Annotated in this window: 12 protein-coding genes and 1 tRNA gene; 4 read left to right on the top strand and 9 right to left on the bottom strand. The window is 54.1% G+C overall.

Annotated features, from left to right (window positions below):
* Positions 1-151: 151 nt before the first annotated feature.
* Positions 152-2,023 carry a glycoside hydrolase family 13 protein gene (locus tag ACSVDI_RS00680; RefSeq protein WP_457943979.1) on the top strand — a complete coding sequence of 624 codons (1,872 nt, stop codon included), beginning with the start codon at positions 152-154 and terminating at the stop codon, positions 2,021-2,023.
* A gap of 5 nt (positions 2,024-2,028) precedes the next feature.
* Here ACSVDI_RS00680 and ACSVDI_RS00675 read toward each other — a convergent pair whose 3' ends face one another.
* Positions 2,029-2,634: an ECF transporter S component gene (locus ACSVDI_RS00675; RefSeq protein ID WP_457943977.1), complete on the bottom strand. Its 606-nt coding sequence runs from the start codon at positions 2,632-2,634 to the stop codon at positions 2,029-2,031.
* Positions 2,635-2,876: 242 nt separating this feature from the next.
* On the opposite strand from ACSVDI_RS00675, the gene ACSVDI_RS00670 reads away from it, so the two are divergent.
* Positions 2,877-2,953: transfer RNA gene (locus ACSVDI_RS00670), tRNA-Arg, on the top strand.
* 194 nt (positions 2,954-3,147) lie between these two features.
* Here ACSVDI_RS00670 and ACSVDI_RS00665 read toward each other — a convergent pair.
* Complete coding sequence (locus ACSVDI_RS00665) at positions 3,148-6,636, bottom strand: glycoside hydrolase family 88 protein (protein WP_457943975.1); 3,489 nt, start codon at positions 6,634-6,636, stop codon at positions 3,148-3,150.
* A gap of 291 nt (positions 6,637-6,927) precedes the next feature.
* Between ACSVDI_RS00665 and ACSVDI_RS00660 the strand changes: the two genes are divergently transcribed.
* Positions 6,928-9,405, top strand: coding sequence for a glycosylhydrolase-like jelly roll fold domain-containing protein (locus ACSVDI_RS00660; protein ID WP_457943973.1), 2,478 nt, complete (start codon positions 6,928-6,930; stop codon positions 9,403-9,405).
* Here the strand turns inward: ACSVDI_RS00660 and ACSVDI_RS00655 are convergent.
* From ACSVDI_RS00655 to ACSVDI_RS00625, 7 genes are all read right to left on the bottom strand, one after another.
* Positions 9,402-11,471 (bottom strand): beta-galactosidase, encoded by a 2,070-nt coding sequence (locus ACSVDI_RS00655; protein ID WP_457943971.1) that lies wholly within the window; start codon positions 11,469-11,471, stop codon positions 9,402-9,404. The genes ACSVDI_RS00660 and ACSVDI_RS00655 overlap by 4 nt on opposite strands.
* Complete coding sequence (locus tag ACSVDI_RS00650) at positions 11,468-12,145, bottom strand: rhamnogalacturonan acetylesterase (protein ID WP_457943970.1); 678 nt, start codon at positions 12,143-12,145, stop codon at positions 11,468-11,470. The genes ACSVDI_RS00655 and ACSVDI_RS00650 overlap by 4 nt, the downstream gene beginning before the upstream one ends.
* Before the next feature lie 14 nt (positions 12,146-12,159).
* Positions 12,160-12,825 (bottom strand): DUF1961 family protein, encoded by a 666-nt coding sequence (locus ACSVDI_RS00645; RefSeq protein ID WP_457943968.1) that lies wholly within the window; start codon positions 12,823-12,825, stop codon positions 12,160-12,162.
* A gap of 38 nt (positions 12,826-12,863) precedes the next feature.
* The gene (locus tag ACSVDI_RS00640; protein ID WP_457943966.1) at positions 12,864-15,401 is read right to left on the bottom strand and encodes an exo-rhamnogalacturonan lyase family protein; all 2,538 of its coding nucleotides are present in this window, start codon (positions 15,399-15,401) and stop codon (positions 12,864-12,866) included.
* A 121-nt stretch (positions 15,402-15,522) separates the two neighbouring features.
* Entirely contained in the window at positions 15,523-17,121 is a 1,599-nt protein-coding gene (locus tag ACSVDI_RS00635; RefSeq protein ID WP_457943965.1) for an extracellular solute-binding protein, read from the bottom strand.
* A gap of 121 nt (positions 17,122-17,242) precedes the next feature.
* Positions 17,243-18,127, bottom strand: coding sequence for a carbohydrate ABC transporter permease (locus tag ACSVDI_RS00630; RefSeq protein ID WP_457943963.1), 885 nt, complete (start codon positions 18,125-18,127; stop codon positions 17,243-17,245).
* Positions 18,128-18,149: 22 nt separating this feature from the next.
* Positions 18,150-19,103 carry an ABC transporter permease gene (locus ACSVDI_RS00625; protein WP_457943961.1) on the bottom strand — a complete coding sequence of 318 codons (954 nt, stop codon included), beginning with the start codon at positions 19,101-19,103 and terminating at the stop codon, positions 18,150-18,152.
* A 325-nt stretch (positions 19,104-19,428) separates the two neighbouring features.
* On the opposite strand from ACSVDI_RS00625, the gene ACSVDI_RS00620 reads away from it, so the two are divergent.
* Complete coding sequence (locus ACSVDI_RS00620) at positions 19,429-21,687, top strand: helix-turn-helix domain-containing protein (RefSeq protein WP_457943959.1); 2,259 nt, start codon at positions 19,429-19,431, stop codon at positions 21,685-21,687.
* Positions 21,688-21,785: the final 98 nt, after the last annotated feature.

The raw sequence follows: 21,785 nt of genomic DNA, 5'->3' as shown, positions 1-21,785 counted from the left end.
CTGCAGATGCGCCCCACCTGCCGAAGTTAAAGGAACAATTGGTTTACGGATGCGGTGCGCTCAATCAGGCAATCGCATGTTTTCGGTTTACCCTTAAAAGATTGCCTGTTTCTCCTTACAATGAATTCACTAAGACGGCATGGAGGCAGTTATGTTTAATTCCCGTAATCCGGTATACCGCGACCCCGCTGGAGCGGTGGCGGAAGGTACCCGGATTCATTTTAAAATAACGATGCCGCGCGACCTTCGCTGTTCCGCCGCGCGGCTCACCGTGCTCAACGATTCCACCGGCAGGGAACAGACCCTTGGCATGTTCTGGTGCGGCATGAACGGCGACTGCTACGAATGGTGGGAGTGCCACTTTACCCCGGAACAGCCAGGACTGTATTTTTATTCCTTTTCCGTGGATACGTGGCACGGCACCCAAAAGATTACACGCGGGTCGGACAGCGAAGGTGTTCTGGGGGACGGCGGCCGTGTTTGGCAGCTGACCGTTTACAACCGCAGTTTTCAAACGCCGGACTGGCTTGCAGGCGGCGTAATGTACCAAATTTTCCCGGACCGTTTCTATTGTTCCGGCCAGCCGAAATCCGGTGTTCCACAGGACCGCAGGCTGCACCAGGACTGGTATGAGCAGCCGGACTGGAAACCGGATGAAAACGGCGAAATTACGAATCAGGACTATTTCGGCGGCGACCTGAAAGGAATTGAGGAAAAACTTGGCTATCTGAAGTCGCTCGGAGTAACCTGTATTTACCTGAATCCGATTTTTGAGGCGCATTCCAACCACAGGTACAATACGGCGGATTACTCCCGTGTGGACCCGCTGCTTGGCACGCGTGCGGATTTTGAATCGCTCTGTAAAGCGGCAAAGGCACTGGGCATCCATATTCTATTGGACGGCGTGTTCAGCCACACGGGCAGCGACAGCGTGTATTTCAACCGCGAAGGGCGCTATTCGTCGGAGGGCGCGTATCATTCTCAGACCTCTCCATACTATTCTTGGTATACGTTTCACCAGTGGCCGAATTCCTACGACTGCTGGTGGAATTTCAGCACGCTCCCTAATGTAAACGAGTTGAACCCTTCCTATAACGAATATATCAACGGAAGGAACGGCATTATTCAAAGCTGGCTCTCCTCCGGGGCTTCCGGGTGGCGGCTGGACGTCGCCGACGAGCTGCCCGACGGTTTTCTTGACAACCTGCGCGCAGCAGCGAAGGAACGGGACCCCGACGCAGTAATTTTGGGCGAAGTCTGGGAGGATGCCTCCAATAAAACGGCCTATGGCGTGCGGCGAAAATATCTTTTGGGCAGCCAGCTGGACAGCGTGATGAATTATCCGTTCCGCGATGCGATTCTTGGATACCTGACGGGGCAGAATGCATCGGAATGCCTGGAAAAGATTCTGGATATTCTGGAAAACTACCCGCCGCAGGTCACGCGCATCCTGATGAACCACATCGGCACACACGATACGGTGCGCGCGCTTACCTTTTTGGCCGGCGAGCCACTTCGCGGCAAGGACCGCAAATGGCAGAGCGAACAGCGCCTGAGCCCCGAACAACGCAAGGAAGGGCTGCGGCTGATGCGGCTGGCTTCCCTGATGCAGTTCACGCTGCCGGGGGTGCCGTGCATCTATTACGGGGATGAAGCCGGCATGGAAGGCTACCGCGACCCGTTCAACCGGGGATGTTACCCGTGGGGGCGTGAGGAACGGGATCTGGTGGAGTGGTACCGTATGCTTGGGCGGATGCGCAGCGAGTATTCCGTCCTGAAGGACGGTGCATTTGTTCCGGTTTACGGGGATATCTGCATGGCTTACGAGCGCCGGAACGATTCAGAGGCGTTGCTGTGCGCCTTTAACCCGACCCGTGAAAGCAGGAGCATCCAGTTGGAATCCCGCTGGTGCGGGGCGCACGCGGTTATCGGTTCCCTGCCGGAGAAATCCGGACTGCTTCGGTTGGAACCGCAAAGCTGCGCGGCGCTGTTCTTAAAAACGGAAAAAGCACCGCAATCTTAACCGCCTTACCGGCGTATGGCCTTTTTCAGTGCTTTTACAATCGGCAGAACAATCATCACAATGCCAATGCATTTATATAACGTCGTGGTGGAAATCGCCGCGATAATCAGGCTGAGCGCCGGTTTGCCCGTTTTTTCAAAAATCTGCTGGGCATAAATCAAATACAGCATGGCGTACACGCCGAATGTGTTGGTCAGGTTCCCGACAACGGTACCGACAATGATGGCGATGCTGTCGCCCTGGCGAACGTTTTTCATGAGCTTTTTGAGGCCGTGATAGGTGAAGTAAGCGGTTACGGGAATGAGTGCCCGCGGCAGAATCGAAACGAGCGGGTTTACAAAATAAGGGTCCAGAATCGAAGCCGGCGAAGAAATGGCGAGGAACAGGCTGGAAAATCCGAAGGCGAGCGCAACTGCCATGCTTTCTGGCAGGGTCATTACCATTGCCGCGATGATTGCCGGGACGTGTGCAATGGTGATGCTGACCACCGGCAGTCGGATCATGCCAATTGGCGTAAAGGCCAGAATGATGGTCAGGGCAATCATCATGCCTGTGGTCACTAAGCTTCTGGCGGAATACCTTTTGCTGACTGTTCCTGTAATTTCGGACATGGCGAAACCTCCTACATTCATTCGGCGGTTGTTTCGTATGGGATTTTTAAGCTTACAAACGGAAAACGAAAACCGCCGAAATCTTAAATTGATTTGATTGTTATTATTTTAACACAGAACCCCTGAAAATGGAATAAAGAATTAAAAAAATTCCCTGCAGCAGAAATCGTAAAAAAGGCTTGACTTTTCTCCACCAATCCAATATAATAGTAAAGCTGTCACTGATCAACAGCATCATAAGTGCGCTCGTAGCTCAGCTGGATAGAGTGTCTGACTACGAATCAGAAGGTCCTGGGTTCGAATCCCCGCGGGCGCGCCAGTTAAAGAAGAAAGGGTTTAAACCACTATGGTTTAAACCCTTTCTTTTTTGCTTTGTGAATGACTTTTATACAATCGGGATCGAAACGATGACGGGAACCGAGGATGACAGCAATTCGAAAACCGCTTAAGCTAGCCTATTTGCGGCTTCGAATTGCTGTTTTGCAATAGAATCTTGTTGCGATGCATTTCGATTTAATTATCGCGGTCTTGGTTTAACATCTTTTGCACTTCCACGCCGGCAAGCAGGAACACACCAATCCCGTGCGTATCGTTCAGAATCCAGTTTAGGTCCTCTTTGTAATAGCGTGGCGTAAAGGAGTGGCCGGAGCCCCGGCAGATTCCATAAAGATTTCCGCCGCGGTCAACCGCGTTCCGTGTTAGGCCCTCCCATCCTTTCACTGCCGCCGCGCGGTAAGGTGCAGGGTCGCGGAACCACCCGTGGCGCACGCCGCGTGCAAACGCGCACACAAACATGGAGGAACAGGAGGTTTCCCGGTAGGACTCTGGGTCGTTCAATACCTGATGCCACATGCCGCGGGGATCCTGCAGGGCAAGATAACCCTCGCAGAGCGTGCGGAAAAAGTCCAGCAGTGTTTCCCTGCGGCGGTGGCTTTCTGGAAGAATGAGGAGCAATTCAGTCAGGGAGAACAGCACCCAGCCGTTGCCCCTGCCCCACGGGATTTTGTTGGCCAGCTTCCGGTCGGTGTAATATACGTGGGACATGACCTTTAAATCCGGCAGAAACATTTTTTCCCGGTACAGAAGAAACTGCTCCGCCGCGTCATCCAGGCACGAAGCGTCGCCCGTCAGCCGGTAATACCGCGCCAAAAACGGGACGCTCATATAAAGGTCGTCCAGCCACATCGTGTTTTTCATTTCTTCCAGCGACGAACGGAACCGGTACAGCGCGCCATCCGGCAGACGTGCCTGCCGGTGTTCAATATACTCCGCCGTATCGCGGGCAATTTCACGGAATCCGGGCAAGTCTCTTTCCTGTGCCATTTCCAGCATGGAGGAAGCGAAGGACCCGCAGTCGTCCAGACTGTCCACCGCGGCAATTTGTGCGTCCACGCCCGGTGCGCCGAAGGTCTTTTTATCCCAGAGCGCGTACTCGTAATATTCGGTGCAGGCTTCGATGTGGTGCGCTGCGTAATCCCGATAATCCGCGCGGTTCAGCAGCTCTCCGGTTTTCATCAACCCATACAGGGTTACGCCCACCGGGTAATTCCAGTTTGCATAATTCGGGGTTTCCAAAAACGGACGAACCGCCATTTGCGGCAGGTCGGCGCGCCACGCGTCTTCCCCATCGGGCGTATGGAACACCTGGCTCATGCGGGCAAGGTCGCATGGGTCGCGGCGTTCTCCAAAGGTTCCGCAGTAAATCCACGGGTCGTTTGTGCCGCGCAGCATGCAGGGGTTTGCCGTTCGGCATTTTTCCCCGTTTTGCAGGAAGGTTAGACAGAAGCCCCAGTCGTCGCCCTGTGTACAGCGGCTTTCCACTACCACGTCCTTCCATCCCGCACCGGAAGATAGTTCCGTCGAGAAAATGCCGCGTCTGCTGGTGTGGAACGCCTTTGTTCCGTCGATCAACACGGTCAGTTCCCCGGTGTTTTCCCCCTCCAGCAGGACCGATGTGTTATCCTGAAAGAAAACACGTGTCCATCCGTAGGCAAACCGCCTCGGATGCAGCCCGAAAATCCGTTTCAGGCAGCCGCTTCTTCGTTCCGTTTCATTCCATATGCAGACCGGAAACCATGTAAGCCCGGTTTCTTGCTCATGCTGATTCAGGCGGGGAAGCGTTGGAATTTGGTCACATGGCTCTGTGTACACAAAGCCTTCTTGCCCATCGCGTTCCGGCGTAGGCGCAAGAAAATGCCATGGCTTGTTTTTAAAAAACGGGGTGCCGAAACTTCCGCCAAAGCCGAGGTCCGTTTTCCAGAACGCCAGAACAATGCTGTTCCAGCCCTGCTTCAGGCAGGCGCGCACCGGGGAACCCAGCGTTTGAGTTTTTTCCTCATAGTAATTGGAACGGAAAACGCGTTCTTCGTTTACATAAATCTCCATCGGGCTGTCCGGTGCCGCCCGGAAAGATTCTGTTCGGTCCGTATCGCTCCAGAACTTTGCCCACGCACACACCACTTTTCCCAGACCGGTTCCGGGGAAAATGGAGTCGAACCCAAACCGGTACTGATACTCCGCGTCCTGCCGGATTCCCGCGCGGGAAGAAAGGCGGAACACATAGGGCTGCGCCGGGTTTTCTGCAATATATCGGTTGGAAACAGCCTGCAGGATACTTTCAATGTCGTCACCGAACGCCGCACGGGCGCTTAGGGATTTGTCAAAATAATCCCCTGTTTCGTTAACTTCTCCGCCGTCCGTTTTTTCCTGCATGAGCGGTACAGCCAGACCGCCGCTTTGCTTCAGAGCTTCTTCCAAGTTTCGGGGCAGGTCCCGCAAATGCTCCGCCAGCTCCGCAAAGCCACAGCTGCCCAGTTCCCGAGCAACCAAAAACGCCATCACATACGCGCCAAAGTCGTTGAAATGCGTGCGGTCGCCGGGATGAAACCAGCGTGCCGCTTCCTTACGCCCCTGCCCAAGGAAGAATTCCATGCTCCATTCGTGCAGGTCCAGAAAGGGAACGCCCATTTCTCTTGCCACCGCGCGGCAGGCCTGTGCCCGGCGGGCCAGCAGGTCGTTAAAGGTGCCGCCCGGCGCATTCCATAACGCCCGGCTGACCGGGGAAATCAAAAGGATGTGAACACCCTTTTTCTGTGCTTCCCGGACGAATTTCCTCAAATTTTCCGCGTAGCCGCCGTAGGCGGAAAGCGTCCTCTGTTTTTGGTCGTTGTGCCCAAACTGAACGAACAGGTAGTCGCCCGGCTTCATTTCCCGATTTACAATCGTCCAGTGCCCTTCTGCAAAAAACGCTTCTGTGGTAAGCCCAGAGTGTGCATGGTTGGAAACGGCAATACCCTTCCTAAGGAACGCGGGGAGCATCTGTCCCCAGCCGCAGTAGCTCTTTTCCGGGGAATACGGAATATCCGCCGGCTGGTCGGTTACCGTAGAATCGCCCGCCAGAAAAACGGTGTGTGTATCGGGCGCTTCGGTAATTTCTACCGAAACCAGGAAGGCCCCGTCGCCTGCCAGCGTAAAGTCCAGCCAGCGGTCCTCCTGTTCCATTTTCTGACCGCGCGGAATAATCCCACACACGTTGGCGGTAAAAGAAACCGGCAAAAGCGTTCCCTCCGCGACTGCTGCGTTCCACAGCACGCAGCGGCGGCGCTCGACGAAAACGGAAATGCGCTTTTCCTGCCCAAGCCCGCAGAGCGTGAGCGTTACGTGATAATTTCCAGAGCGGGGCACACAAACACGAAAATACAGGGGAACTTCCGGTGCAGCTGCGCGGCAGCCGGAGTACCCGGAAGCGCTCCGCGCAGCAAGAACTTCCCCACAAAAATCGGAGTTTCCGCCGGGCAAGAACCCGCTGCCGGTTTCCGGGATGCGAAGTGCTTCGTCTTCTTCCAGCTGTTTTGTCGTTACAAAGCCGTATCCGGTCGGTTCGGAATACCAGTCCTCCGGCGTAACGGGGACAGCACCGGCCGGGGTCACCTCGTTGGGAACAAGATCGGAATGGTTTACTCTAAAAACAAATGCTTTATGAAAGATAGATGATGGTTTCATAAGAATGACTCCTTTCTCTGACGGCCAAGGCTTTGCTCGATGCGGCACAGCCGGATTTCCGTCCGGATATCGGGAAAAAGGCAGGATTTTTTCACATGGCATGAAATTGGTTCTAAAATGACTGCTTGGGTTCAAAAGGTCGCACTGTCAGCACGGTTTCCCGTCGCCGGTGCGGTGCTATAATTTACTGCAGATTCTTTCCGGAAATCTTATTTCCGGGCGAACCGGTATGAATCGAGCTTGCAACTATTTCGAACATTCACAGCGCCATAAAAACGGAGGAGAAAGAGCATGCAGAGTAACGAAGATTTTACCATCCGCAGGATGAAAGAAGAATTTCAAAATCCGGATGCGGAGTTTTCCATGATTCCCTTTTGGTTTTTGAACGACCGGCTCAGCCGGGAAAAGCTGATTCAACAATTGGATGATTTTCTCGCAAAAGGGATACAGGGCTTTGTGCTTCATCCCCGCATGGGTTTGCCGGAAGATTATGAGTATCTTGGTGAGCAGTACTTTGAGGACGTGCGTTTTTTGGTCCGGCAGGCGGAACTGCGCGGGATGCGGGTCGTGCTTTACGACGAGGGAATGTACCCGTCCGGCTCGGCGCACGGCCTAGTGGTACGAGCTAACCCAAAATTTGCCGCGCGGGCACTGCGCAAAGCGGTGGTTCATGCGGGGGAGCCGGTCAATCTACTCGCCCTGCTGGGACCGGGCGAACAGGTGGAGGCCGCGTTTTCCTGCGAGGGTCGGGTGAATGAAAACACGCTGACCGGCGCGGTGCACCCGGTGGAACTGGACCGCCTTTTGGACCTTCCTTTTTTGCCGGACCATGATTTGATTCTAATGATTTCTACATATTCCCGCGGTACCATCCGGGGAATTCACTTTGGCGAGGACGACGGGGAGTCCGGCGCACCCGCCGCCGCAGACTTGCTGAATCCGGACTCTGTAAAAAAGTTTATTGAAATTACCTATGACCGATACGCGCGAGAGCTGGGAAATGCCTTAGGCAGTACGGTTGTGGCCATGTTCACCGATGAGCCCAGTCTGTTGGGGCGGTGCGTGGACGAAACTCGTCTGAAGCCGTGGACGCAGGGGTTTCTCTCTTTCTACCGTTCCTTGGGCGGGGAAGCGCAGGACCTGCTCGCCCTTTGGTACGACCGCGGGGCGGAGACCGGCGCTCTGCGCGCACGCTATGAGGAAGCGCTCAGCACACGGCTGGAGCAGACGTATTACCGCCCGCTTTCGGAGTGGTGCGCGGCGCACGGTATTGCCCTGACCGGCCACCCGGCGAAAAGCTGGGATTTTGGCGTGGAGCGCTGCTTCCAGATTCCCGGGCAGGATATTGTATGGCGCTGTGTGGAACCGGGAGGAGAAAACGGTGTGACTGGGCCGGACAGCGTACTCGCAAAATGTGCTTCCGACGCGGCACGGCAGTTTGGCCGCCGGCGCAATGCGAACGAATGCTTTGGGTGTTGTGGGCCGCACGGGCGGCAGTGGGAGTTTTCCGCCGACGACCTAAAATGGTATTTAGACTGGCTGTTCGTGCGCGGGGTCAACCTGCTGTATCCTCATGCGTTCTTTTATTCCATCGCGGGGGAGGCCCGCCGAAACGAACGCGCACCGGATGTGGGCCCCAATAACCTGTGGTGGGATTACTTCTCCGTCTTTTCCTCCTATGCGAAGCGGATGTGCTGGTTAAACACCGACTCCGTCAATCTGGCGCAGATTGCGGTGCTCTGCGGGAAAAGCTATATGCCGTGGCGCTGCGCGAAAGGGCTGCAGCAGAAGCAGATGGAATTCAATTATCTGGAGCAGGAATTCCTTGCGGAAAATGCCGTATTAGACGGCGGAAAAATCAAAATCCGAAACCAGGCTTACCGCGCCATTGTGGTAGAGGCTCCGCACGTCGTATCGCCGCGTACCCTTTCCCTACTGCACCGCTTTGCAGAAAACGGTGGAATTGTGGTAGCTTGCGGACTGGGGTCCGAATCCTGGCCAAAGAATACCGTCTGGATTTCGAAACCGGATGAAGCCGCCCGAGCCATTTCTGCCCGGATGGAGCCGGATGTGCTCGCGCTGGACTGCCCCGCCCTGCGAGTCAGCCGGCTGAACAAGGGCGGCACGCGGTTCACCATTTTCGTAAACGAAGGGGAAACCGCCATTCAGCAGGAAGTCGGCATTCGCGCGGACGGAAATCTGGAAGTGTGGAACGCCGCAGACGGAACCGTTTCGCCGGCATTTGTTACCGGGAGGAAAAACGGGCTGATTTTCTTTCGCCTGAATCTTCCTCGCAGGGAATCCCTAATTCTGCGCAGTGGAACGGATATTGCCCCGGGGCTTCCGGAGGAACCACTGACGGAATGCATCTCCATTCCCCTATCCGGCTTTACGCTGCGATTTGAGGATAGCGACGGGGAAATCCCCTTGACTGAGCTGAAATCATGGACCCTGCTGCCGGGGCGGGAAGCATATTCCGGGAAAGGAATTTACGAGATTTCCTGTGACATTGCTGTTCCAGAGGAAATTCGGAGCGTTCAGCTGGACTGCGGCGATGTGCGGGAGCTGGCGGAGCTTTGGGTCAACGGGCAACGGGCCGTGGTGCGCCTGTGGGCACCTTACCGGTTCGAGATTACGAAAGAGGCCCAGCGGCACATCGGGTCCCTCCGGCTGGTTGTCACCAACAGTGCAGCCAACCGGATTTCTGGCGCCGGGCTGGAATCCGGCCTGCTCGGGCCGGTGTTCCTTCGTCTGTACCGGCCACTTTAATTGGAACTATTCGAATCGGTCAAAATACGGACTTCATACGCGGATAGCGGCAGTTTGCCGGAAAGCAGCTGCCCGCTTTCCGCGTCTTGATATTCGGCATTTAACGGCACGGTAACAGCGCGCGGATTAAAGTTGGAAACAAAAATCAGGTTTGGGGTTCCGTCGCGCTTTACGGCGATGACCCCATGGGGGAACTCCGCACAGAGGCAGGGCTTTACCCCCGCTTCGGCGGCAGCCGCGGCAATCAGGTCGCGGGTCAGCGCGTAATCGGTTCGGGCGGCAAGGTAATAAGCGCGGCCCTGCCCGTAGTCGTTTACGGTCAGTGCGGGGCAGCCGCGATAGAAGTCTTCCCCGTATTCCGCCAGCACCTTGGCGGAGGTGCAGCGGACCACTTCGCACAGCTCGAAAACCGGGTACTCCGCCTTCAGGGGCGGCCGGTGCGTTCCGGTCAGTAGCATCCGGTTGGCCTGCCCGTCGTACAGTGCGTCAATTTCCTCGATGCGCAGCCCGAACAGGTCGGTCATTCCGCCGGGGGTTCCGCCTAAATAGCAAAGGTCGCTTTCGTCCACCACGCCGCTGTGGTAGGTGCCCACCAGTGTTCCGCCGCCGCGCACAAATTGCTTCAGTTTCTCCTGAATCCCGGCGCGGCACAGGTAAAGCATCGGTGCAGCAATCAGACGGTATCCGGAAAGGTCGGCCTCCATATCCACCACATCCACCGGAATTCCCAGCTCCCAGAACGCCTTATGGAACGATGCAACGGTTTCCATGTATTTGATTCCACACCGGCGCGGGCCCTGTGCATCTTCCACCGCCCAGCGGTTTTCCCAGTCGAAAATCACAGCGGCGCGCGGGCGGTTGATGCTGCTGCACAGCCCCAGTTCCTCCAGCTTTTTCAGCCGCTTTCCTACTTCGGCGACTTCACGGAACACCCGGGTGTCCTCCCCGCCATAATGGTCCACCACGGCGCTGTGGAATTTTTCGCACCCGCCCCGACTCTGCCTCCACTGGAAGTACTCAACGGAATTGGAACCGTGCGCAACCGCCTGCATAGAGGCCAGCATGTGCATTCCCGGGCGCTTTTGCTTGCTTACGTCCATCCAGTTTGCGGTGGAGGGGGTGCTTTCCATCAGCAGAAACGGCTGATGCTTTAAGGAGCGCATAAAATCATGGGTAAATGCCGCCTGCTGTGCTTCTTCCAGGTCATCTGCATCACTTTTGTGCCAAACGGGGTAAGAGTCCCAGCCGATCACGTTCAGTTCATCGTGGAATTTGGAATAGTTCAAGTTGGATTTAAAGCCGATCATATTGGTGGTAACGGGAAGCTCCGGCACAATGCTTTGCACGGTTTCCGCCTCCATGCGGCAGAAGTCCACCGTTTGATGGGTGACAAAACGTTTCCAATCCAGATTCAACGCGTGCAGCCGCCCCTCGCCGGTGCGCAGGGGCGGGTCAATTTGTGACCAGTCGGTGTAGGTGTGGCTCCAGAAGCTGGTGTACCACGCGTCGTTCAGCGCTTCCAGCGACCCGTAGCGCTGCTTGAGCCATTTCCGGAATGCCTCCCGGCACAGCGGGCAGAAGCATTCGCCGCCGTATTCGTTGGAAAGGTGCCACAAAATCACGCCCGGATGCCGTCCGAAACGCCGGGCCAGCTCAGTGTCCATGCGGCGGGTCTGCTCCCGGTAAATGGGCGAAGTGTAGCAGTGGTTGTGCCGCCCGCCAAAGGTGTTGCGGCGCAGGTCGTTTGACACGCGCAGCACCTCGGGGTATTTCTGCGCCATCCACGCGGGGCGCGCCCCGCTCGGCGTGGCCAGAATTGTGTACACCCCCGCTTGATAAAGGTCGTCAATGACCTTTTCCATCCAGTCGAAGTGGTAAATGCCCTCCTGCGGTTCCAGGGCGCTCCAGGCGAACACGCCGAGGGAAACGCAGTTGATTTGGGCCTTCTGCATCAGTTCCAGGTCACGCTGTAAAATATCCGGATGCTTCAGCCACTGCTCCGGGTAGTAGTCTGCCCCGTGGAGCACGTGGGGGAATTTCGGGGTCAAAATCTGTTGTTCGTTCATACCTGTTCTCCTTTTTCTTTTACAAACCGAGAAAGCAGAATGTTCATTTCCCGAATTTCCTCCGCCAGCAGTGCGGCAATCTGCCTTGCGCCGTGTTCATTAAAATGGGTGTAGTCGGTGCCGTTGAAGGACGCCATGTAGTACTCCCGCGCAGCGTTGAAGCCAATTTTCTGGTAATGCAGGAGCGCCGCATTCATCAGGTCAATGACGGGAACGTTTCGCCGGGCGCCAAGCTGCTTCATGGACTCGCAGTATTCCGGAAAATCGTTCGCATAGTCGCCATTCTTGTAATTCAGGCGGGCAACCGGAGTAATCAGCAGCGGAAAGGCGCCTTTTTCCTGCGCCCCATCCAGGTACATCGACAAGTAGCGCTGAAATTCGGTAAATGGTTCGGTGTAGCGCTCCGGCTTGGCCTGATTTGCATCGTTGTGCCCCATTTGAATCAGCAGCCAGTCGCCCGGCTGAAGCTGCTGAAGAATCGTGTTCAGGCGCCCCTCCTCAACAAAGGTTTTGGAGCTTCTTCCCCCCATGGCATGGTTGTGAAAGTTCACTTCATTCGTAAAATAGTCGGAAATAAACTGCCCCCACCCGGCCTGCGGTGCGTTTTCCGGCGAGTAGGTCTGCACGGTGGAATCTCCGGCAATGTAAATCTGTATGGATTGATTTGAATTCATGTGTTAAGGTCCTTTCATGGTTCCTCAAGTTGGTATACTTTTAAATTGGAGTATTCCGCGCAAAGCGGTGCCATTTGGCGAAAGCCGATTTTTCCGCCGCCCAGTACGGGGCCGCAGCCTTCGTCCCGCCAGTGAAGCACGGGCAGGCTGTTGATGGAAAACTGGATTTCGTTGCGATTTTTCACCACCTCCATGTGGTAGGGCGGTTTGGCATCCTCCACGGAGGGAATCGGGTCGGCGCCCATAGCAGTCAGATAAAATCCGTAGCTTTTGCGCAGGTTGCAGGTGTGAAAGGAACGTTCTTCCTCCCATTTGCGCCGGAAGTAGGAAATGTGGTAAGCATTGATGTCCCCGTGGTGGTAACTTTCGTATTCGCCCGCGCGGGGAGTTAGGGACGGGCTGAACAGGTCTTCTCCGCGGCGACCCTTGGCGCAGAAGAACAGGATACACAACCCCGGTTCCTCCACCGGCCAGAAATCCCAGCAGATGCGGAGATTTTCGGGAAAGTCGCGGTCGCACCACAGCACGAAATTTGCTTTCTGCCCAAGGGCTTCGTCCAGCGCATTTTTCAGGCGCATCCTTCCGTTTTCAAAGGTAATCTGTGCGTTCCCCTCCAGATGAAAGGAGATGATGTCCTCCGGCGTGGCAAGGCGGTTTTCATAGATCAATTTTTCACTCATACTTGGTGATCCTCCGTCAATAAAAAGCAGTCAGGCCCTTACAGCCGGTCGCCGATAAGCTCCAGGCATTGGATGACATTTAAGCACCACTGGGCCGCCTCATTGGTCGAAAGATTCTGAATTTCCGAAACCGGGCGCGCGTATGTGCCGTCCGGCGCGGGTTCCGCGCGGAATTTAGCCGCGGTGTCGCATTCAATGATGTTCCAGACCTTTTCGGCCAGCTTGTCGTCATGGTAAAATTTCGCTGCGAAGGCAGACATGGAGGCGGCAAACAGCGGAAACGACCATCCCTGCCCCTTGACTTCCAGCCCGCTTTGCCGTACCTTTTCCTCTGGGGTCAGCTGATAGAAGCGGCCGTATTCCGCCAGCATTTCGTTCCACTGCGGGTCATTCAGCAGTCCGGCAAGTTCCATCCATATTTCCGGTTCCCCCTGGCAGATCATCAGGTGTTCCCCGGGGGATTCCGTCAGGAAATGCAGCGTTCCGTCTTTCGGATCGTACCCGAAGGTGGGGCCGGAAATCATGCGCAGCGGCATGTGTTTTAGGCACTCTATTCCGGTTTGAATCTTCTTTTTGCAGGCCTCATCTTGAAAGCGTTCCCAGGCGGTCATCCAGTTGGAGCAGAACGAGGACCAGTCGGGGCCGGTGCGTGCGTGCGTCGGGAAAGAGTCCTTTGGGAAATAGGCGCGCATCGGGTCGAGTTCCAGTGTGGAAAAGTCGGCGTTTACCGCTTCGTCCATAATTTCACCCAGCCGTTCGTCCGCCGTCAGGTAATATAGAAAACGGTTGTGTGCCGCCATGGAAACGCGCGCCTCCTTGCAGCCGCAGCCCCAATGCAGCACGTTGTGGCGCGACCCAAGCCCCCGGTAAGGCCCGGTGTGGTACGTGTCCACCTCGCTGACGTGCCGCGTCATGGCGGCGGCCATCCGGAACAGCTTACGGCTGCCCGTGCGCAGGAATTGGTACCACAGTGCCAGGTCGGACATCAGCTCTGTATTGTCCCATGCGTAGCCACCCATATCGTACTTCCAGCAGTGGCGGTCGCCGTCGTAGGTGTGCATTACATCGCCGTAATTCCAGAAGCCGTACCAGCCACGCTGCTCCACTTCTTCGCAGTAAAACGTTGTGAGGGAATCCAGTTGGTGTTCCAGGGCGGCCCGGCGTTCACTGCCGGAATCTGGCAGGCTCCACACGCCGAAGGCCCCGGTTTCGTGGTAGTATTTCGGCGTACAGGCGGGAAGCGGAGCACAGCGGACGGTTTCCGCGCAGTCCTTCAATGTGACCCGGTCCGGGGTTTGTGAAAAAGCCCAGAGGAAAAGCTCGTTGGTATTCCCAATTCCACAGGGTGTGCTGCGCAGCTCCTCTGCGCCTTCGTAGTAAGTCTGCACATAGGCGCGCGTGTCGTAATGGCGCAGGTCCATTGCTTCGCAGTCCGGGGAATAGAGCCATGCCCTCAGCACTGCGCAGGACTCGGTCATGCCGGAAAGTTCCAGCGAACGGGGTGCCTTTTCCCAGAAGTCTGCAATGCCTGCCGCAAGGCCGCCGTGCGCCCCACCGGCAAAAGCAAGCCCCCCGGCGCGGATTCCGTCCAGCGCGTGAACGAAACAGCATTCGGGATGCGTGCGCTTTTCCACGCGGTAGTGGTTGGGGGAATCCTGTACCAGCCGATAATCGTTCCAGGCCGGAATGTCCTTTGCCGCCTGTGCAGCGACCGCGAATTCCGGGAAATCGGGACCAATGTTTTTGCCTTCCAGCTGTGCTCGATATAGCTCCCGAGTGATTTTTGGCCGCCAGGACTGCAGCAGCTGTACCGGTTCGTAAAAGAATCCGGAGTCCCCGCACAGCGCAACACGCCGGTTGAACAGCTCCCCGTCCATCGGAACCTGAAACGCAAGGCCAATTCCCTTTACAAAGTCGCTTTGCGGATCTCCGTCATAAAGGAAGGTATGCTGTATGCGGATACGGTCCTCCCCGGCGTAAAAGAAAAACCGAAGGGTAAAAGGAAGCAAGGTGCGATCTTCCCCCTCCAAACGGTGCTTGCCCCTCAGTTCGGCACAGCAGCGCACCGGGCCCTCCTGCAGAATGCGCAGCGAATCGATTTGCCCCGGGCACCGGACGGTTTCCGTCCTGCGACCGTAAGGGGTATCCGCACGATGTTCCAGAACAGCTTCCGGCACAGCGCCGGAGCAGACGGTTTTTCCCCCGCAGGCAATGAAGTCAACTGCCTTTTGGCCTCCCACGGCAAGGCGGCAGAGCAGCCGTCCTGTATCAATTTCAACGGAACCGTTTTCCAGCCGGGCAACCCGCACGGCCTGCGCCGGTTCCGCATGCCCTGCCCGGAGGAAAAGCTCATCTTCCCCAGCGGGTAGCACTGCAGCGTGGGCACTCCATTTCAGGCTTCCGTCCGGCCAGTACGCCAACGGCCAAGTCTGCACGGGATGCACCGCACCATTCTTGCCTGTTACGACAAAATCTGCGTCTGCCCGCTGCTCCCCCTGCTTCCACGGGACGCCCCAGGTGACGCCGGAGCGGTTCCCTGCGCCGCGCTGCAGCCATTTTATCTGAACCGATTTCATACAGATGTATCCTTTCTTAGGCAGCCGGTTTGAAACCGTGGTGTTTCAAAAACGCGGCTCGGTCGTAATAAGTCCTTTTGCTAGGACGGGGGCGGAAAAATCCGCCCCCGTCCGCCGGTTTTTACTTTTTAATGGATTTGTTGTAGTCTTCCGTGAACTCCTGCGCGATTTTATCACCGCCGGAGGTTTGCCAGGTTTTAATTGCGGCTTGGAACTCGGAATCATTGATTTCACCGAGGATATATTTAAACAGTGCGGTGTCGAAAGCTTTGTTCAGATTGGAATTGTTGGTGGAATATTCCTTGGAATTCAGCGGTGCGGAAGCATCTGCAATCAGGTCGGTGTCCTTAAAGGTGACACGCGCCGTGGCAAGGTCCTTTCCAATGGTGTCGCTGACCGTGGTTAAAACGAGGTTCCCTGCACCGCCCATCTGGTTCAGACCGTTCAATTCTGCTTTCAGATTTTTGCTGTTGCTGCCTGTAATTTCCGTGCAGGTCGTGTCATCCACAACCTTGTAATGCCGTCCCTCAATGCCGTTGTTGAGCAGGCGCTGCCCTTCCTTGGTGTTGAGGAAATTGAATACGGACAGCAGGCTCTTTAGCCGGGCCTCATCCTTTACAGAGGATTTGGGGAATGCAATTCCGCCGTTGTAGCCCGTTTCCGCAGGGATTCGGTCGTTGCCCTGGGCGTCTTTCATATAGGTAAAACCGTAGATGTCGGAACGCTTGATGTTGGGGTCTTTTTTCTGCTTGGACAGCAGGAGGGAATCACTGGTGCCGGGGAGGCCATAGTTCAACCACAGGCCGGCCTTTTCCTTGTCAATGTATTCGCTCATTTGAGAGGTTGTCTTGGTAATGGCAAAATCCTTGCTGATAATGCCCTCCTGGCACATTTGCCGCAGCAGCTTAATGGTTTTCAGGTATTCGGGCGTGGTCTTGTCGGCGACAATCTTATTGTCTTTCACACCCCAGCTGTTGAAGCCACCATTTGCCACCACAAGGGTGTTCAAACAGTCGATGGTCTGGCCGCCGCCATCGCTGACGGTACCGAGCAGCAGGCCAATGGTGTCTTTCTTGCCGTTGCCGTCAAAGTCGCCTTCGGCGAAGGTTTTCGCCATTTTATACAGCTTTTCAATGGTGTCCGGTGCATCCAGGCCTGCTTTTTTTGCCCAGTCGGCGCGGTAGCAAACGTCCTTGCGCTTTATGGTGCGTTCACGCGGAATCGCATAGTTCTTTCCGTTGGTCGTACTATTTTTCAGGGTAATGGCGTTCAGGTTTTTAAACCCGTCATACTCTCCGCTGGAGAGATAGGAAGTCAGATCCCAGAACTGGTCGTTGGCAACGGCATCTATGTAGGTGGAAGCCTTCAGGTCCGGAACGATCAGGACGTCCGGCATCTGCCCGGAACTCATGATGACATTGTACTTATCGCCGTAGGAAATCATCGGAGTCCATTCAATGTTGATTTTGGAGTTTGTCTCCTCCTCAATTTTTTTCAGCACCGGGTTGTTGTTGTTCGGAAGTTCATCTTGGTAAGGCACAATCACGGTGAAGGAAACCGGTTCTTTGCTGGTCGTGCCGGAAGCACCGGAAGTGCCAGCATTTGCCGCCGCACTGGAAGCGCTCGTTTGGCCGCCGCAGCCGGAAAGCGCGCCTGCCAGAAGAGCCGCCGCGCAGAGGACTGCGCCGCATTTGGTTTTCAAATTCTGTTTACAGTACATACAAGATCCTCCTTATTAATGATTAAGCGGTCACTGATGAAAGCAATTCAAAGGTGCTTTTGTTCCGTGTTTTTGCAGCTTAGAATTGCAGTCTTGCGACCGAATCAGCGGCTGCTTAAGGTTAACCCTTAACGGAACCTAGCGTAAGCCCTTTGGTAAAGTATTTTTGCAGGAAGGGGTAAATCACCAGAATGGGAAGCGTAGCCACAACAATCACGCAGTAGCGGACCACATCTTGCGGTGGAACATAGTCATCGCCCATCATCAATGTATCGCCAATTGCGGAATTGGAGGACGCCAGAATATTTCTAAGGATGACCTGAACCGGCCACTTTGCGCCGTCGTTGATATAAAGGACGTAATCAAACCAAGAGTTCCAGTGCCCCACCGCGAACATCAGCGTAAAGGTGGCAAGCAAAGGTGTGGAAAGTGGAAGTATGATCTTGAAAAAGATTCCTAGGTCGTTGCACCCGTCAATTTTTGCCGCTTCCTCCAGTTCTTTCGGCAGGGATCGGAAAAAGCTGACAAATACGATTAAATTATAGGCGCTGACCGCGCCCGGAATCAAAACCGAACTGAAGGAATCCAGCATTCCATAGGCAGAAATAATCAGGTAGGTGGGAATCATTCCCCCGCCGAACACGAGGGTGATGGTGACAAGCTTCATAATAACCTTATATCCGAACAGGTTGGAATGCGACAGGGGATACGCCATAAAGCTGGTAAAGGCAAGATTGATGATGGTTCCCAAAATCGTCATGCTGACGGAGACAACCAAGCTGCGGGCGACCGAGTCCGTGCTGCACAGCACATATTTGTAGGAGTCCAGTGTGAACCCCTTCGGCCACAGGATAAAATTATATTTGATTAATTCTTCGGGAGAACTCAACGATGCGGCAATGACGAAAATGAATGGAAGCAGGCAGGTAAGCCCCATTATCAGAAGAATCACCATATTCACGCCGTTGAACAACGTATGGCTGAAATGAAACTTTTTTTTCTTCAAAATAAAACCCTCCTTCCCTTTTTTAGTACAGGCCGTCTTCGCCCAGTTTTTTCACAATTCGGTTGGAAGCGATGATCAGAATCAGGGAAGCAACGGATTTAAACAGGCCGATGGCAGTGGAGTAGCTTAATTGACCGTTGTTAATACCGATGTCGTACACAAAGGTATCATAAACGTCGCCCACACTGTGCGTAAGCGGATTGAGCATCAGCAAAAGCTGCTCGAACCCCGTGTTCAGAAAGCTTCCCATACCCAAGATGAATAGAATGGCCACCGTGCCCCGAATGCCCGGCAGCGTTACGTGCCACATCTTTTTCCAACGGCCGGCGCCGTCAATTTCGGCGGCTTCGTACAGCTGTGGGTCAATCCCCGTTAATGCGGCTAAGTACAAAATGGTGCCCCATCCGGTTTCTTTCCAGATTTGCTGCAGAATAATTTCCGCCCGGAAGCTGGAGGGATTCGCCAGAAAGTTGGTGTGTGTTCCCAACAGGTTGTTAACCACACCGTCCTGTGAGGCGAACAAAGTGACCGTAAGGGACGCCACTACCACCCAGGAAATAAAATGGGGGATATAAATCAGCGTCTGAACCACGCGCTTGTACCAGTTGATCCTCACTTCGTTCAACATCAGGGCCACAATAATGGGAAGTGGGAATACAAACAGCATTTTATAAAATCCGAACAGAACCGTGTTTCGAAGCAGCTGCAGAAAGTTCGGGCTTTGCAGGAAGGTGGCAAAATGAGTGAATCCGACCCAGCGGCTTCGGAAGAATCCAAGGTATGCCTTGTAATCCTCAAAGGCCGCGATCAGCCCGAACATCGGCACATACCGGAACAGAATAAAAATTGCCAGACCGGGAAGGACCATAAGAAGCAGCCATTTGTCCCGTTTTACATGTTTCATTGTTTTCCGCATCCGTTCGGACAGGGTGCTCCGCTCCGCCGGAGGGGATGCTGCTTTCGCTGATGCACTCATACTGAAGCTCCTCGCTACAATTAAGATTTGATTCCGCCGGCGGCCCGCTGCAGGCCGGGAGCAAAATCCTGCCTCTAATATGACGGATTTTATTCTGAATTTCTATATTCCGAATGGGATTTCGGCGATTTGGCGCTAAAATGACATGTCATTTTAAATAAAAAGTATTATACTATTGGATAAAAGAGGATGTATTTCACCAATTTAAACAGTCATGCCTTCGCCCTGCGGCAATCTCTATAAAACATTTTCAATGGTAAATTCTTTTCGGAATTTCGTCGCGGCAACCGGCTTCACACAAAATGACTTTTATGGGGAGGATTCTATGTCTTTTTTGAAATCAAAATCGTTGATAAAAATTGCCTTGACCTGTATTCTGCTCGGCACCATTCCTTCGGTGGTTGTGGGTGCGTTTTCTTACCACAGCGCGGCTCAAATCATACAGCGAAAGGTGAGCGACGGCTGCGTCAGTCAGCTTCAGCAGGTGCAGATGTCCGTGGAAAACCAACTGGTTTCGGTCCGGAAAACGCTTTTGCAGTTTGTCGCTTCGCCCTCCATTACACAGTCGGTCAATGCGAATAGGTCGGGAACAGAATTCGAAGCGTTCAATCGAATGGAAGACGAAATCAGCAGCCTGCCTTCCGGCGGCATTGATATATATAATGTTAGTTTGGTGAACGCACAAAAAAAGTGGGCGCTGGACAAATACATGATTTATGACCTGAATGATTACGAGACGCTGAACCCAGCCGTTTCCTCTTATCTGAAATCCTCGGACAATTTCCTGTGGGACGACCACGCGGTGATTCGGAACGCTTCGAACCAGTCTGTGGTAAGCTGTGTTTCCGCCGTGCAGAAGTACACCTGCGCCGATGGGGTGTTCATTGGAAAAATCGATCTTCCCTACAGCGGATTCAGCAAGCTGATCCATGCAAACAGCTCTGTGGGAAAAACGATTATTTTGGGTAAAAACGGGGACATGATCTATTCGGACCGTATGGATTCCAAAAATCTTGAGGAGCTTTCATCGCAGCTTCAGACGTTAATTCATGAAAATTCGAAATCGACCGGAAGAACGGAAGCCGCAACGCAGCAAGACCGGTGGGAAATTAGCTACATTCATTCCTCTTATAATGGCTGGTACTACTTCCTTGTGACGCCCATGTCCGAAATTACCCGGGAATCCAACACGATTCTCAATTTCACCTTTTCCGTTTGCTGCCTGCTAATTCTCGTGATTATTACCGCTTCCATTATCATTTCGCGGGTTGCCTATCAGCCGATTCAGCGGATTGACAAAGCCCTGACCAAGGGTGACATAGCGCCCAATCCGGCCGCAAAAGGGGAAATTCAGCGGATTGAGGAACGCGTCAGCCGGCTGATTTCCGACCATTCGGACATGAAGCTGAAAATATCGGCTCAGGCGCAGAAGCTGGAGGAATATTTCGTCATGAAGCTTCTGACGACGCAGAACAGCTATGACCTGCTGAAAAACCGCATCAGCCTGTACGGCTTGCCGGACCCGCCACCGCCCGTCGCAATTTTGCTGATTCAACCCAATTTGGTCAACCAGAAGCAGTACAAGGAAAGCGACCTGGATATCATCCTGTACGGAATCGGGAATATTGTAACGGAAATGTTTGCGGACCATTCCATTGCACTATCCGCCATTGTGAACAACCGTCAGGTCACCATTCTGTCGGTGGAAGGGGATTACCAGGAACGGGCCATGGCAGCGGCAAATCAGATTCAGCTGTTCCTGCGGACTCAGCTGGAACTGGAGGTCAGCATTATCATCAGCCGTGCCGTAAACGGATACGGGGAAATACATAAAAAATACAACGAGTGCATCGACACCCTATACTATCGTTTTCTGGAGGATAAATCAGTCTTTTTCGTGGATGATGAAAAAAGCGAGAACAATCAGAACGCAGTCTACCCGAAAGAGCTGGAGGATGAAATCATTGAATCGGTGAAAACCTGTGACCGGGCTAAATGCAGCGAAATGATTCATCAGTTCGTCACGTCGATATTTGATATCCAGTCCAACCGGTGCGTTTATAAAATCTATTTGATGCGGCTGGTGGTCAGCCTTACCATTGTGCATACCCAAACCAGCGCGCAGTCCTGCCAGAACGACTCGGAATATATCCGCCAGCTGTACGGGCTTCACGGGAAAGAGGAAGTGGAGCAGTGGCTGGTTAAAACCGTCGCGGAATCCGTTATGCAGCAGATTGAAAGAAGCGCAGACAGTCACTTGAAAGAAATCTGCGACTCGGTACTCCATATCATTCACAGTGAGTACGCAACCAAGTTGACCTTGGAATCCTGCGCTGAAAAATTGAATTACCACCCCAGCTATATCCGCCGGATTCTGAAAAAGCAAATGGGGATTAATTTCCGGGAATATTTGCTGCAATATCGGATTAACATTGCAAAAAAGTGGATGTTGGAAACCGAAATGAGCATTGCCGAAATTGCGCGAAAGCTGCAGTATGAAAATACGGAAAATTTTGTCCGCAGCTTTAAAAAGCTGGTGGGGTGCACACCAAAGCAGTACCGGGACCAGAAAAATACGTTATAATAGGCCGGCGCACCGTACACTCGTTTGATGTTTTTGCCGTTTGGTGATATAGTTTAAAAGGGTAAAAAACCGGGCTTTTCCATAATACCTGCGCAAAC

It is taken from the genome of Caproiciproducens sp. LBM24188, from assembly GCF_054130445.1.
Note: the sequence above shows the minus strand (reverse complement) of the source record. Positions and strands in the feature narration are given on the sequence as shown.